Source organism: Nostoc sp., from assembly GCF_041747015.1.
GTDB lineage: Bacteria > Cyanobacteriota > Cyanobacteriia > Cyanobacteriales > Nostocaceae > Nostoc.
This window is the reverse complement of record NZ_JBGTFY010000427.1, coordinates 30,661-46,227: the sequence shown is the minus strand read 5'-3', so window position 1 is coordinate 46,227 and position 15,567 is coordinate 30,661. Positions and strand designations below refer to the sequence as shown.

General features: G+C 40.5%; 9 protein-coding genes and 1 pseudogene. 2 read left to right on the top strand and 8 right to left on the bottom strand.

Annotation, left to right across the window (positions count from 1 at the left end):
* Positions 1-112 (bottom strand): annotated as a pseudogene (gene hetR, locus ACEW80_RS33835) (heterocyst differentiation control protein); the annotation flags it as partial.
* Positions 113-1,978: 1,866 nt separating this feature from the next.
* On the opposite strand from hetR, the gene ACEW80_RS33830 reads away from it, so the two are divergent.
* Complete coding sequence (locus tag ACEW80_RS33830; RefSeq protein WP_373530804.1) at positions 1,979-2,392, top strand: hypothetical protein; 414 nt, start codon at positions 1,979-1,981, stop codon at positions 2,390-2,392.
* A 233-nt stretch (positions 2,393-2,625) separates the two neighbouring features.
* Here the strand turns inward: ACEW80_RS33830 and ACEW80_RS33825 are convergent, their stop codons facing one another.
* Both ACEW80_RS33825 and ACEW80_RS33820 read right to left on the bottom strand, forming a co-directional pair.
* Positions 2,626-4,878: an EamA family transporter gene (locus ACEW80_RS33825; protein ID WP_373530803.1), complete on the bottom strand. Its 2,253-nt coding sequence runs from the start codon at positions 4,876-4,878 to the stop codon at positions 2,626-2,628.
* A gap of 899 nt (positions 4,879-5,777) precedes the next feature.
* Positions 5,778-7,058, bottom strand: a complete 1,281-nt coding sequence (locus ACEW80_RS33820) for an inorganic phosphate transporter (protein WP_373530802.1) — start codon at positions 7,056-7,058, stop codon at positions 5,778-5,780.
* A gap of 84 nt (positions 7,059-7,142) precedes the next feature.
* Between ACEW80_RS33820 and ACEW80_RS33815 the strand changes: the two genes are divergently transcribed.
* On the top strand, positions 7,143-7,301 hold the full coding sequence (locus tag ACEW80_RS33815; RefSeq protein ID WP_373530801.1) for a hypothetical protein: 159 nt from the start codon (positions 7,143-7,145) through the stop codon (positions 7,299-7,301).
* On the opposite strand, the gene ACEW80_RS33810 is transcribed toward ACEW80_RS33815, so the two are convergent.
* The 5 genes from ACEW80_RS33810 to ACEW80_RS33790 all read right to left on the bottom strand — a co-directional run bounded on the left by ACEW80_RS33810 (position 7,289) and on the right by ACEW80_RS33790 (position 15,162).
* Entirely contained in the window at positions 7,289-8,338 is a 1,050-nt protein-coding gene (locus tag ACEW80_RS33810; protein ID WP_373530800.1) for a zinc-dependent dehydrogenase, read from the bottom strand. The genes ACEW80_RS33815 and ACEW80_RS33810 overlap by 13 nt on opposite strands.
* Positions 8,339-8,461: 123 nt before the next feature.
* Positions 8,462-8,869: a PIN domain-containing protein gene (locus tag ACEW80_RS33805; protein ID WP_373530799.1), complete on the bottom strand. Its 408-nt coding sequence runs from the start codon at positions 8,867-8,869 to the stop codon at positions 8,462-8,464.
* Between the two features lie 92 nt (positions 8,870-8,961).
* Entirely contained in the window at positions 8,962-9,417 is a 456-nt protein-coding gene (locus ACEW80_RS33800) for a helix-turn-helix domain-containing protein (protein WP_373530798.1), read from the bottom strand.
* Between the two features lie 255 nt (positions 9,418-9,672).
* On the bottom strand, positions 9,673-10,362 hold the full coding sequence (locus ACEW80_RS33795; RefSeq protein WP_373530797.1) for a Uma2 family endonuclease: 690 nt from the start codon (positions 10,360-10,362) through the stop codon (positions 9,673-9,675).
* Between the two features lie 99 nt (positions 10,363-10,461).
* Positions 10,462-15,162 carry an amino acid adenylation domain-containing protein gene (locus ACEW80_RS33790; RefSeq protein ID WP_373530796.1) on the bottom strand — a complete coding sequence of 1,567 codons (4,701 nt, stop codon included), beginning with the start codon at positions 15,160-15,162 and terminating at the stop codon, positions 10,462-10,464.
* Positions 15,163-15,567 lie beyond the last annotated feature (405 nt).

Below are 15,567 nucleotides of genomic sequence, written 5' to 3'. Positions count from 1 at the left end.
ATGCCCCATGCCTGTGCCCACTCGTCCGCATGGCACTAAAAGCCAGATAAAGCATGATCTGATCCATCGCACTGGGGTCAAGACGTTTGATCAGATCTATGTCGTTACTCATATTACAGACAATTGAATAGCACGTTTACACAATTTTAAGTTGAATGAAAATAGGTAGTATACACCTGGCTGAAGCGATGTCTTCACTTTATTAGTATGCGATCGCTATGAGATTGGTGGTAGCACAAACTACCGTTTTCAAATATCTTCTGGTATACAGGCAGATTAAGTGTTGTTACCAGAACTGTCTCTGCATCTAACCAGAAAATTACAGACATCACAAAGTTTAGTTTGACGGCGGTTTTTGTCCCAAAAGTTAACTGTACTGCAAGTAATCTACAAAGCCTTTCAGTTTTCTGGGGTTTTTCTCATCTTTCAAGAGTAACAACGTCAAGCTGCTTACACCAATTATGCCATTATCTGGCTCTGGGTAAAAACTAGTTTGCGCGGTTCATCTGGGCATTTGTTACTTGAAAAAGATGGTTTTTTATAGCTTTGGCAAATTATTTGTAGTAACAGGTGACTAGAAATAATTAGGAGTCGTCTAAGAATAAATTGCTTACAGGCGTAGTTACATTTAGATATGGAGCCATACGGCTCGTTGTGCACTATCATCCCGTTCCTAAACTCCAGTGATGTCTCGGCAGTATCAACCGTTGGTTTGAGGAAAGATAGTAGACATCAAGTAGAGTAAATAATTCCAATTTCAAAATACCTGTTGTTTTTTCAAATATTGCTTTTTATCATATCATTTTTTTTTGGATTTAGAATAATTTTATGTATTCTAAATTTTACAAATAATCCGTATTCTAATAAGTCATATCTTGGTTGAATCATGGTTTGATGATATTTTTAGATTTACTATTAAATCCGACTTGGATCTAATTTTATGTTGATGATTTGACACAGAAAGCCGCGATTGATTTAGACTCAATCGCCTAGCTATAAGGCTTTGTTGACAATGCTAATAACTTCAAGATTAGTTACTAGCCATACATAAAATATATTGGGTTTCTACCTTTGAATTTATGCAAAATCGGGTTCAAAATCCTTGGAAGTTTCATTAATTAACTAATTCATTGACTACTTTAAAGTATGTTTTTACCTCACCGTTTTATGTACTTCAGAGATTTAAATTACGTAAATAGTTTGTTGCTAGAAAAGCAGGAAAATCCGCAGCAGTATACAATATCAGCTTTTTTCTTTGTGCGTGTGGGCGATCGCAGACCAAATTGATTAGTAGAGAACAACAGAAATAAACATACCATCTTACGAAACACAATAGTCTCCCACGCTGAAAAAACGGATTACTCTAAACATTTCTGCCACTTCTTGATCTCCTAGTTCCAAAATGTGCTGCAATGGTCTTAACTCCTTGCCAATCTTCCCTCTGAGCAAGTACTCATGCTCAATTACTTGAGTCAGTACTACTCGTACTGCTCACATATACGTGTTTTCCCTACCTGTATCAGGCTAAATTTATAAAAATATATTACAAGTCAAGTTATTCTGATTACTGCCCGCTCATCTATATAAGCATTTAAGTGTTATCTGCACCCATACAGCAGGATAAGCACATCTAATTTTGTAGTTAAAACTACAGATTATTTTGCCCAATTGTAGATGAGTAGAGTTAATTTGAGTATTAAAGATGTTAAGTAGTACGCTAATTTATCTGGATTTACCAACCTGCCCATAAATGATATTGAGGCAATCAAAATTTTGCACGGTAAAATAAACTCTTCACTCCTTTCACTATCTCAAGCTTGCAAATAATTTGATGTAACTAAGATTGTAATCCGACTCTACAGCCATATCTACATACGTCTGTCCCGCTCAAGATTGACTAAACACAATTTCTTCAACTTTTGTTAAGCATCCCCGTTCTAATAATTGCTCGACTAGTGAGTGGTAGACACGTAGCGGCTTGTCGTTAAACATAAATCTCAAAAATCGAGGTTTCGATTTACCAACTATTGCTAATAGCGTTAAATCGGGAATTACCAAAAGCGATGGAACTAATCTTAATTATACTGATGTAGCGATCGCTCTCTGGAACAGTGGTTATAGTATTGATGCGAGAAAACTGGCAGATTTGCTCTGGGATCAGAGCGCAGACCAAAAACAAATTGGTCAGGCGATGAAATATTTAGGGCTGAGTTTAGAAACCATTGCCGATAGCGTTAAACGAGGTATTACCAACACTGATGGAACTGGTCTTAATGATATTGACGTAGCGATCGCGCTCTGGAATAGTGGACATAGCTTTAATGCGAGAAAACTGGCAGATTTATTATGGGATGAGGGTGCTAAACCCCTACATCGTGGTCTATTTACGTAGTTTACCGCCGTAGGCATCATAAGGATAATTAATAAAAGCCTGAAACGATCTATTTTCGTTAATTCACATCACGGTTAATTTGTATAGTGCGTAAGTCCTAGATATAAAATATAGGCGTAAGTAAGTCGTATATATAAACTTGAGATGATTTAGAAAAGTTACAAATAGGCGTTGTCAGGATTCATGCTGAGAGTGATGGAAGGTAAAGTAGCTTCCATCACACCTAAGCTAATTTAATTCGTGGGATTAGAGGGTTTTACCTGATTTCGCATTGTTTCCAAGCTGAAAGCAGCCGCTCCAAAGGTTACTAACAACACTCCCAGAATTTGCACAATATCTAAATTTTCTTGAATTATTAACCCAGCGAAAATCACGGTTAAGACTGGAATGCTGCCACCAATAATCGCCGATCGCGAGGCACCTAATTTACTAATACCAATATTGTTGAGCAAATAGCCGGCAAGAGTCAGCACACCCAAAATAAATGCGCTTAAAACCAGTTCCAGCATTTTAGAGGGATCAACTACCAAGTTCCAACTGCTTGGTAAAGGTAGCATCAAGCAGATAAAACTCAACAGCAGCATGGTAGTGAAGTTAATTAAAGTAAAAGTCACGGGATGGAGTTTACTAGCACAAACCCGCGTCAGAATTATGTAGGCAGCAAAAGCCACGCCAGAAAGAATGGCGGCGTTGCTTCCTAGTGAAGTATTACCGATACCTGTGCTAGGAGAACCTCCTAAAACCAACAATTCACCGCAGCAAACCGCAGCGATCGCACCGATGCGAAATAAGCTAGGGCGATCGCGGAACAGAAACCACGATAATATACCAGTAACCATCGGATAGATAAAGAACAGCGCGATCGCCATTCCCGTTGTAACTTGAGCGATCGCAATGTAGATTAGCACCTGAGACAAAAACAAAAAGCCCCCACTCACAATCGACAACAGCAAAATCTGCTTTGTCGCTGCATTAGTAGATGTGGGATTTCCTCGAACTGAATCAGCCAAGTTTCCCAAGTCTTGCCATAATCTGGGATGCAGTATAGGAGACAACAGTACCATCAGTGGTACCACTACCATAAACCGTAGCGTCAAAATTAACAAAGTATTGCCCAAAGTCGGCGGCAGCAAGCGCTCTACCTCTAATACTCCAAAAATCTGGGAACCTTCGTGGAAAATTATCTTAATGGCTACGTTGTAAAGCGACGACACCACTGCTGATAAGACAATCAGCAACAAACCGATTTGGCTCGGCGATAAACCTGAAGAATTACGCGATCGTTGTAGCGGGGGGTTTTCTCCCGGCTGCGGCTCTAGTACAGTATGAGTTGGAGTTTTAGCTTTACTCTGTGACACGTTCCGGCGAAGAACAGAAATTGGTTCGGTAGCGTTTCTCCTGCGTGAAGGTGGTATTGCTCCCGGCTGTGGCTCTGATGCAGTCGGAGGCTCTGATGTCGTTTCTCTTGGCCACAAGTCCTTGCTGGGGACAGACATGGGTTCGGTGGCATTGTCCTTTAGTGGCGGAACGACAGCAGCAGGAGCCTCTGATGTCGTTTCTCTTGGCGACAAGTCTTTGCTGGGGACAGAAATTAGGTTTGCGCCGTTTTCTCTAACAATCGGCGGCTGTGATGTCGTTTCCCTTGGCGACAAGTCTTTGCTAGGAACAGAAATTGGGTTTGCAGCGTTTTCTCTAACAATCGGTGGCTGTAATGTCGTTTCCCCTTCTGAAAACTTATTAGGGATTAGGGAAATTGGCTCAGGGGAATTTTTTACTACTTCGCCAAACTGCGGCGGGGATGTCTCAAAAGAACTGTTTTTCTCTGGCTCTGTAAACTGCAAAACAGTAGGTGTCGCTGCTGTTGTTGGTTTGCGTGAAGTTTCTTCTATAGTTTTTTCTAGTTCTCCGTGCAGACGATTGACAAACTCTGTCAAAATCGTTTCCCCTTGCTGCTGCTGGCTGTACATCCGTGACAACTGTTGGGAAAGATTACTTTGATAGTTCTTCAGCTCTTGTTGCAGTGAATTAAAAGTGATAGTAACAGTATCATCCAGGCTGCCAAACATATGTTCGACTTTTTCGTTAATTTCACCTACTACATTGCTATTCACATCAGCGGACTTTAGCGCCGCTTGTTCGTAAGACTTGCCCTCTATAGTTTGGTTCGCTAAAGTTGCCAGAGAGGATTGTAGTTGTGAAGATATATGTTTTGCTAGAACTTCTGCCAGTTGACGAATTAACACTTGCTGCTCAGTGATTTGCCGCACTTGTTGTAAATGCTCTTTTTCTTCTAGCAAGCTTTGAATGTCATCAGATAATCGGTTTTTTTCTGACTGAAGCCGCTTGACATCTTCCTGCAACGCTCTGAGGACATTCTGCTGGAGATTTTCTAAATCCTCAACTACAGCCCAGAGAGCATTTTCTGCTGCTCTGGATAGCTCGCCTCTGACTCGCGGGTTTTCTGGTTGCTTCTCGAATCGCCCCATTAGCTTTTAACCTCTAACACCTTGACGATAAAGCTGCTTCCCGTGCACTTTATTAGCGCTCATACTAATTTCCTGTATTTTGTCAGATAAATTAAAAATTTTAACAGTACTTCCGCATTTCAACGTAATTCTGTCATACTGAACACAGGTTGGCAAAGCATCAAATTTGCTCCAGTGCTTACAGACCATGTTCTCTTCAGCATTAACAAGTATCTGGTCAGTTTAATTTCCATCAATAATATTCGCCAATGAGATTTTTGCTTTTAAAAAAATCTCACTCCAAATAAATATTGATTGTTTTGCTGCCAATAGTGATTGTCAAACACTTGCAGATGCGTGCGCGTAGACGGAAACCGACTCGTTGCTAGACATTGCCACAAAATTGTTTGACTTGCGAAACTAGCTGTAAATTTGTGTGGAATGTAACTTGTGTGACAATTTACATCTCTAAATTGAGATTAAAGCATCTTTCTGTGGAAATTTAAAGTTACGCTATCCCCTGCACATCATTCTAATGAATGAGCTGCAATTGTGCAAAAATACGCTTTTTTAGCGTTGTTGCAGTTTAGTAGAACTTACGCAAAAGTACACGCGCTCAGGGGCAATTCATGAACATTGGTGTCAACTTAACGTGAAAGCCTAGTCTGATAAGCATTTCAAAATTTTTCGATGTACCACCTAGATTTTGATCCCCCCTAACCCCCCTTAAAAAAGGGGGAACTAGAGTCTTTTGCCCCCTTTTTAAGGGGGTTGGGGGATCTAAAACCACGATAAATTGAGTGTTTGAGCTTAAGTTGACACGTATGATTGATGAATTGCCCCTACCTGAAAATAAGGGTTTCGGCTATTGTCTGCATAAGTCCTGTTTATGTTCAAACTTAGAAAAATATTAATAATTCTTACAAGAATAAAATCCGGGCGATGCTAAAGATGGCAGCGCTAAGGATAGCACTTATGGGGATTGTAATTAGCCATGCGGCGGCAATGCCTTGTAATGTTTGGAACTTAATCGACTTGACATTCTGTACAAGTCCAATACCAACGACACCGCCGACGAGAGCGTGGGAGGTGGAGACTGGTAAACCTAGCCGGGAGGCGATGAGGATGGTGGTAGCAGTAGCAAGTTCGGCACAAAATCCACTACTAGGTTGCAAGGCAATGATGTTTTCGCCAATGGTGGCGATGACTTTTTTACCCCAGACGGCTAAACCACCTACTATACCAGCACCGCCAAGGATTAAAATCCAAATGGGGATAGTGATTCCATCTGTAGGTACGCTACCAGTGCGATTGATGTAAACGATCGCAGCTAAAGGAGCGATCGCATTTCCCATATCATTGGAACCATGAGCAAAAGCTACAAAGCAAGCACTCAGCAGTTGGAATCGGGCGAATAATCTTTCTACGGGATTGGGCATTGGGCATTGAGTAGATTCTTCTTTTTGCCTTGTTGTCCCGTTGTCTCCCAATTGTTGCCAACTAATGATTGTGAGTCCAACTGCTGCTATTGCACCCGTTAATAGTGGGATGTCGTAAGCAGGGATTTTGAAACCAACTTGCTCAATCACAAAATTGGTTAGCGGTTCAGTCAGCGATGGTAATACAATCACGCCGAATACACTTAGCAGCAGAGTACTCAACCAAGGAATCCACTCTTGTAACTGCACTACTTGATTGGGTTGATCCAAAATCCAGTGTTTGATTTGACTGTAGAATAAAGCCGCGATCGCACCACTGATTACAGGCGTTAAAATCCAGCCTACGGTGATTAATCTAATTGATGACCAATCAATTGCATCTACTCCCAAAGCTACCCAACTAAATCCAGCGATCGCACCAACAACCGCATGAGAAGAGGATACAGGTAAACCGCGTGATGTGGCAATTTGCAACCACACACCACAAGAAATTAGTACCGTTACCATCCCAACAACGAATATTTGCGGTGTAGCTGCGAATAAGGCGGGATTAGCAATTTTCGTTGCTAGAGTTTCCGTTACCTCATGTCCAAACAATACAGCACCCGTAAACTCTAATACCCCAGCAATAATTAGTGCTTGTTTGAGAGTAACAGCTTTGGAACCTACAGAGGTTCCCATCGCATTAGCAACATCGTTTGCTCCGAGATTCCAGGCGACGTAGAAAGCTAATAAAGCGACGAAAAGTAGAGTATAGGGCATATATGGGCAGTTAAGGGGCATGGGAAAGATGAAGTTGAGCCTCTGAACTCGGAAGTTGAGCCTCTGAACTCGGAAGTTGCACCTTTGAACTCGGAAGTTGCACCTTTGAACTCGGAAGTTGAGCCTCTGAACTCGGAAGTTGCACCTCTGAACTCGGAAGTTGCACCTTTGAACTCGGAAGTTGCACCTTTGAACTTCAGACTTCTAGTTTTAACACTCCCTCATCTTCTTTATTCTGGATAAATCAAGATTTTATAAGTATCCGGTGTGGGTGCGATCGCCTGTTCGACAGCTGCTGATAAATTTTTTAATGGATAGCGATCGCTAATCAACGCTTTTACATCAATTCGCTGATTAAATACAATATCAGCTGACAAATTCTGAAGCCGATAAGATGAGCTATAACTGCCGATCAAGTCAATTTCCCGACGATAGAGGATATTAGGGTTGATGGGAATTTCCACCTCATCAGGGAATTCCGCAAAAAACAAGATTTTGCCACCTTTGCGGGTATTATCAAGTGCTTGAAAGAAAGCTTTCTCGCTAGGAACAGCCAGCAAAGTAACATCAACACCCAATCCACCAGTCAAAGCAGAAATTTTGGCGGATAAATCGGCATCACGGGCATCAAAAGCCGCATCTGCACCGACACTCAAGGCTTTTTCAATTCTAGAAGGTAGTAAATCAGTAGCGATCGCATTTGCTCCAAAATACTTCACCAACATGATAAACATTAACCCAATTGGCCCAGCACCAGTAACTAACACGGTTTGTCCTGGAGCAATTTGGGCTTTTTTCACTGCCTTCAAACAGCAGTTAGTTGGTTCGACAAAACTCGCTTCTTCAAAACTGATATTATCCGGGATGGGAATTAGCCCACCGTTTTGGACAATATGGCCAGGTACTTTGACATAATCGGCAAAGCCGCCGCCACTGGCGTTAAAACCTGCGGTTGTCGAGATGTTTTTGTAAACATCGCACATAGAGAAATTATCATTTAGGCAGTAGGCACAACGCATACAAGGGATATGGTGCATTACTGCTACCCGTTGTCCAACTTGCCAACCTTTGACATCATCGCCTATTGCTGCGATCGTGCCGGCGGTTTCATGTCCAAAAATGCGCGGCGGTTCATATAGCGGATAACGAATTTTTTTAATATCTGACTGACACAACCCTACAACCCGCACCTGTACCAGCACTTCATCTGGTTCCAGGGTTGGAACTGGGATATCTTCGTAAGATAGTTGATTAACGCCTCGAAATACCTGTGCTTTCACGTTGCTTTTTCCCCACTCAACGATACTATATGTAACATTTAGTGGTTCAGGTTAGGTTATGAAGTTTGGGATTTAATGTTGCTTGTAAATCTTGGTACTTCTCTACTGAGTAATTCTAGAAGCTCAAAAAAACTCATGGGTGGCTTTTTGAGACTGTTGCTGTAATACCCCAATCACTTGTTGCGGATAGAGATTATATAATACAGTTAAAAAGTCATCTGGAGATTTGGCTTTGACTTGCCAAAGTGCTAAATCTTGATCTTGAAAATGCTTCAGGTTTGAAGTGACAATTATATCAGCCTTAGCTACCACAGCAGCAGCCAGAACATGGCGATCGTTAGGGTGATTTGTCATTAATTGAACGATATTATCAGGAACTGCGATTATTGCTGTGGGAAAAGCTTCTTTAATTCTCCCTTCCAGTCTCATAGCTTGAGTAGTTGTGAGTCTACCTGTATTTACTAGATTACGAGTTGCGCCATCAAGTATTTCTTGTGACCAATGTGGTACATATAACCTAGCCTCAGACATACATAATAGGGTATCTCGTAAGTACATAGGGAACAGTACACAAGAATCTAGCACAGCAAGATACATAATACTCAGTAAATAATCAGAACATCCTACTCATAAAATCCTAACTCTTGGCTTTCGGCTATTAATTCATCTAACAATTGTCTACGTTTAGTATCTCTTTGCTGTTTATATTTGATTAAATCCTCAAATTTAACCCGTCTATGAGTTCCTAGTAGAATGTAAGGAAGCTCACCCTGCTCTAATAATTTAATTAGATAGGGACGTGATACATTCAACAAATCAGCCGCTTGTTGCGTTGTTAGTTCTGGATTATGTGTAACTATAGATACATTTTGACCTAATGCCATTACCTGCACTACTTGGCGTAATACATGATATACAGAATCAGGAATAGTCATTTCTTCGCCGTTTGCTGCAACTAATTTCAGTTGACTATTTTCCTGATTGAGTATATGTTCAAGTTGCTTAATGGCTTCAGCTTCGGCTTCTATAATAATGCTGGAATCAATAGGCAGATTTTGGTTAGATAGGAAGGTATTCATAAAGAGGGTTAGCTTGGTATCTTATTTTGATTTTATTACACAAACGCTGGATATAAAGTCACCCGGTAATAAAAGGAAAGCGATATCTACGATGGGCTACGCCTACGCAACAAATTTAAGCAATCTCCTTGATAAAGAGTAACTTCAGGGGAATCTAGATATATTGTCATCACTAAAACTAAAATCTGTTAGACCAATAACATAGCATCCCTCTACCGCAATTTTTATTTTTAAACACATTTGTATTAAGTTCTACTAAACTAAACGCTCAACAAACTCTGTGTGTTCTTGTGAATTTAACCCTTGTTGTAGCACGGCTAAAACTTTTGTCATATCTCCTGTAATTAGTGAGGTGACAGCTAACCACAAACCTGGAAATACTCGACTCTTAATCACACCATCTGCATCTGCTACGAGTAACAAATATTCACCATTTTGCAAATAGAACCAGTCGAATTTATTCTCTAAAGTCTGCCAGACAATATATTCCTGCACTCCGTTGCGACGATAGGCACGTTTCTTGTCGTACAAATCAATAGATGCACTACTGGCTGCTACTTCTGCAACTAATTCCGGTGAGCCTTCTACGTAATCATCTTTACTGATTTGTGCCTGTCCCCTAGTTGGTTTATCTATCAACAGCAAAACATCAGGCTGTGGTTCATTGTCTAAATCTAAGCGCACGGTAGCATTGTCGCCTAGCTCCACACCTGGAGTAGAAACTTTGTAATTTCCTAGCCAGACAATTAAGTTTCCATGAGGTTGGGCATGACTTCTAAAACGCAGTGGTGATGCCACGTAAACGACTCCTTCGATTAATTCTGCTTTTTTATGGGGCATTGCTGTATAACGACGCTCAAATTCGTGACGGGTTAAGCGATCGCCACTTTCTAAAGGAGGGATAAAAGCGCTATTATTTAAGCCATGTTCCACATAAGTAGCCATTAGAATCCTAATGTTTCATACAAAGGAGTTATATCTTGAATCTAACATAATGGAGCGCTATGTCTTCTCCTGTGGTCGGTACTGCGCGTAACTTTACTATTAACGCCCCTTGCTATCTTCGTTTAAGGAAGATAACTTAATCCGCCGACTTTCACGCGATAGTGGCACTAAAACTGGGGCTTGATTTTGAGCATTGTTTTCTTTAAGGCTTTCTACCACTTTAGATAGTTGTGCAATTGTCAATGCTTCAAATACGCTACGCAAAGGTAACTCCACACATAATGTATCGCGCACTCTAGAGACAAGCTGAGTTGCCAGTAATGAATGACCGCCTAATTCAAAGAAATTATCATAAATTCCTACGCGCTTAAGTCCCAAAACCTCAGCAAAGATTTTCACTAGCACTTGTTCAACAGGAGTTCGAGGTGCGATGTAATTTTCAGGCAATTGAGGCTTAACTGCATCATGAAATGTTTTTAAAACGCGGCGATTGACTTTACCATTAGCTGTTAGAGGTAAAGACTCCAATACTACAAAAGCTGATGGCATCATGTACTCAGGCAGTTTTTGTGTTATGTAAGTCTGCAACTGCGGCACTAACTTACGCGCTGCTTTGGCTTGTAAGGGATTATTGGCGTAAGATTGCCAGGGGCGAGAGTGAGTCGTACTATGTGGGAAAATAGTTTTTTTACCTACTCCATCTTGGCGGACAAATACCACATCATAATGTCCTTCAATACTTGAATGTGACCAAGTAATATCAACCTTATAAGGTACATTCAGGGCATAAAAATCTTCTGGTTCTACTCCAAAATGCTCAAGTTCTTCTAAAGCTTTACGTATTTGACCTACAGTTTTAAAACTTTCTACGTCTGATAGCCATTCTGCTGTTTTAACTGCTGATATCACCCGCGCATTAGGTACATTAATAATGCTTAATATTTCTGGTTGATTCTCAATTAATAACTGACGCACTGCTGAGACTGTGAGATTATGTTCTGACCAGTTCAGCACTGAATAGTTTTCAGGATTATTAACAGTTTTGCCATCAATCTGAAGAATCACATTGTAACGAAAATCAGTTAACTCATTATGATGTTTACCGCGCATCAGTTGAATTTCTACATGATTAATTTGCGGCAAACGTTGCTTTATTGCGCTAAAAAAAGCTGGGTCAATGACTAACTCTGTCTCTTGAAATATCTGCATTTCTACCCGTTGCTGCAACTCTAAGCGGGTAAGGGAAGGTTCAGCTTGATACAGTTGCACTGACGCATGGAAAGCTTCCAGGAGTGGCAAACTACGCACATCTCCTATGAAGATAAAGCCACCTGGGGCAATTGTCTTCACAGCACCTTCTAATACGCGAATCAGATAATCAATAGTCGGAAAATATTGTACAACCGAGTTCAGAATTACTGCATCAAAAGCTGCTGTTTCTACTTTCTCGAAGTCAGTAGCCATTTGCTGATACAGTGTTACCTGCGGCATTTCTTGCTTTTGCAAATGCTGCTGAATGTAGTTAAGTGAAACTGGGGAAAAATCTGTTCCCCAATATTTAGTGCAGTGAGGTGCAATCCTAAACAGAATCAAACCTGTTCCACAACCAATTTCTAATACTCGTTTGGGTTGCAAAGTTAAAATCTGCTCGACTTGGTTATTCACCCACTCACGCATTTGCTCTGCTGGAATAGGCTGATTTGTGTAACTACTATTCCAGCCGACAATATTCAATTTTGGCTCGGAATCAACAGGTTGATTATAAGTTTCGTTATAGAGCATCTGCCATTGCAAAACTTGCTCATTCTGCAATTGTATATTATCCTGTACGCTGCTGTATTCGCTTTTTGGTACTACATAAGCTACTAGGCGCTTTTCCCCATTATCCTCATGAATTATCACTACAGTTTGCTGCACTGCTGGATGCTGACTCAGTACGGCTTCAATTTCTCCCAACTCAATGCGGTAGCCACGAATTTTTACCTGCTCGTCGAGGCGACCTAAAAATTCAATGTTGGCATCTAGTCGATAGCGAACTAAATCACCTGTTTTATAAAGTCGTACTTTTAAGTTATTAGTAAAAGAATGTTCAATGAAGCATTCAGCAGTTAAGGCAGGACGGTTTAAATAACCTCGTGCCAATCCATCACCACTTATATACAACTCTCCTGATACACCGATAGGTACTGGTTGTAAATGTTTATCTAGTATGTAAACTTGGGTGTTAGCGATCGCACCACCAATCGCAGGTGCTAAACTCTCTTTATTATTAACAGAAATATGACCCGAAGTTGTCACCACCGTGTTCTCAGTTGGACCATAATTGTTAACTAACTGGAAAGGATGAGCAGCTAAAGGATATTGATTTAATCTGTCGCCACCTGTAAGTAATATTCGTAAAGCTGCGTTATTAGGAAAATCTAATAAGAGAATTTTCTCTGCTAAAGGAGTTGGTAACAAGGTAATTGTTATCGCTTTTGATATTAGCCAATCTCGTAGATGCTCAGGTATTTGCCTGGTTTCATCATCTACAAAATAAATGCTTGCCCCAGCACTAAGATAAGGCCAAATTTCCCAACCGCAAGCGTCAAAGCCAACTCCGCAAATCTGCGTTGCTCGGTCAAGGGGTGAAACTGTAAACGCTTTTTGATGCCAAAAAACTAGATTTAATAATCCTCTATGTTCAATTTTAACCCCTTTAGGTTTTCCAGTTGAGCCAGAGGTATAAATGACATAAGCGAGGGTATCTACTTTAACTTGGCTGGTCAGATTATCTTCAACTTCTTGATTAATAATTTCCCAATCTTTATCTAAACAGATTATCTGTGAACTATAGTTTATCAGAGGTTCAAGCCATCGCTCGTGAGTTAATAAAACTGAGACTTGAGCATCTTCAAGCATAAAGTTTAAACGTTCAGATGGATAGCTCGGATCTAAAGGTACATAAGCTCCACCTGCTTTCAGAATGCCCAACATCCCGATTACCATATCAAAAGATCGTTCTACACAAAGCCCTACTAAAACTTCAGCTTTAACTCCTAATTTTTTTAGATAATCTGCAAGTTTATTGCTGCGTATATTTAACTCTTTATAGCTGAGTTCCTCATCGCCAAATACTAACGCAGTTGCATCAGGATTATGCTCTACAACGCTCTCAAATAACTGATGAATACATTTATCTTGAGGATAATCTAACTGAGTATTGTTGTATTCAACTAATAAATTATATAACTCAGATTCGCTTAAAAGTGGTAATTGTGCAATTCGCTGTTCTGGATTTGCAACTATACTTTCTAGTAATATTTGAAAGTGTTCTAGCATCCGCGTGATGGTAGCATCATCAAATAAATCAGTGCTGTAAATTACAAAACCACTAATTCCTTCTGAGCTATCTGCCCATAACCCATTTTGAACCTTTGGCTCCCACAAGTGCAACTCCAAATCAAAGCGCGTTGTTTCCGTTTCAAATGGTAGCGGACTTAAAGTTAAATTAGGTAACTCTAAGGCTGACATCGGCGCATTTTGGAGCGCAAAAACAACTTGAAATAGCGGATTTTGATTTAAATTCCGCTCTGGATGTAGTTCTTCTACCAGCTTTTCAAAAGGTAAATCTTGGTGAGCATACGCCCCGAAAGCTACCTCTTTGACTCGACTCAATAATTCCCGAAAAGTTGGGTTTCCACTTAATTGGGTACGCAATACTAAGCTATTGACAAAAAAACCAATTAATCCCTCAATTTCACTCCGATTACGATTGGCAATAGGTGAACCAATAGTAATATCTTCTTGTTGTGTATAGCGGTAAAGTAAAATTTGGAATGCTGCTAGTAGGGTGATAAATAAAGTTACCCCTTCTTGCTGCCCAAGAGCTAAAAGTGCTTCGCTCAAACTTTTTGATAATTGCAGAGATTGCCTTGCGCCCTGATAACTTTGAGCAGCTAGTCTTGGTCTGTCGGTTGGCAGATTTAGCATAGAAATGCCGTCTAATTGCTTCTGCCAGTAACCGAGTTGCTTTTCTAATACTTCCCCTTGCAACCATTGACGTTGCCAGTATGCAAAGTCTGCATATTGGATTGTAAGTTCCGGTAGAGGAGAAGGCTGATTATTGAAAAAAGCTGTGTAAAGTGCTGCTATCTCTTGAATCAACACCCCAATAGACCAACCATCAGAGACAATATGGTGCATAGTCAGCAGCAGAATGTATTCTGTCTCATCCAACCACAGCAGTTTTACTTGCAGCAACGAATCAGTTGATAAATTGAAAGGACGTTGAGCTTCTTGGGTAGTGAGTCGTCGTGCTTGTATTTCTCGTTCGGCTTGTGACAGTTGCCGTAAATCTATTACTGGTAAAGTAATAGTTAGCGTTGGATTAATTACCTGAACTGGTTGCCCTGATTGCATGACAACAGTGGTGCGTAAAGCTTCATGTCGTCGCACAATTTCGTTAAAAGTTTGCTCTAGCGCGGCTTTATTTAGCGAACCTATTAAATGTAGTGCTAGTGGAATGTTATAGAAAGGATTATTAGGAATTAATTGGTCAAGAAACCACAGCCGTTGTTGAGCAAAGGAGAGGGGAAGATTTCCTAACCGCGAAATAGATACGAGAGGTTTAAAGCTGTGGTTATTAGTACGATTAGTTACTTCTAAAAATTCAATAATTTCTGCTTTACGCTCTTGAATTTCTGCACGCAATTCTGCTGTAAGAGTTCCTTCCGGCGCGTTACAGCGAAACTTTTCACCATCGACAAAAACTTGAATATCTAAGCTGCGAAGATAAGATAAAAACTCAACCGTATTCAAAATTATACCCCTTCGCAACTGTTATTAACGCGATGTGCGACTTATTTTTAGAACCCCGCTTCCATTCCTCTTCCCGTTGGCGTCAGCCTGTCGTCAGACAAGCGGGGAGAGCCTTTGATACTTGCTCCCCAACGCTAGTAGGGAAGGGGTTGGGGGTTAGGTTTGAGAGAAAGTTGTACACGGCGTATTGTTACTTAATTTAAGACAGAAGGCACTGAATGCAAGGATTTTAGATTGTTTAATAAGCTCTTTAACGTTTTGTAACTGGATAGTTATTTGCGCCAACTTGCACTGCTTATTACCTAACCCAGCATTTTTATCACACTTATAAGACTGTATAAATCATTCTTGGGAATGAAACTTAGATGATTATAACTATGATATGAAGCTAAAAGACAACGCAGT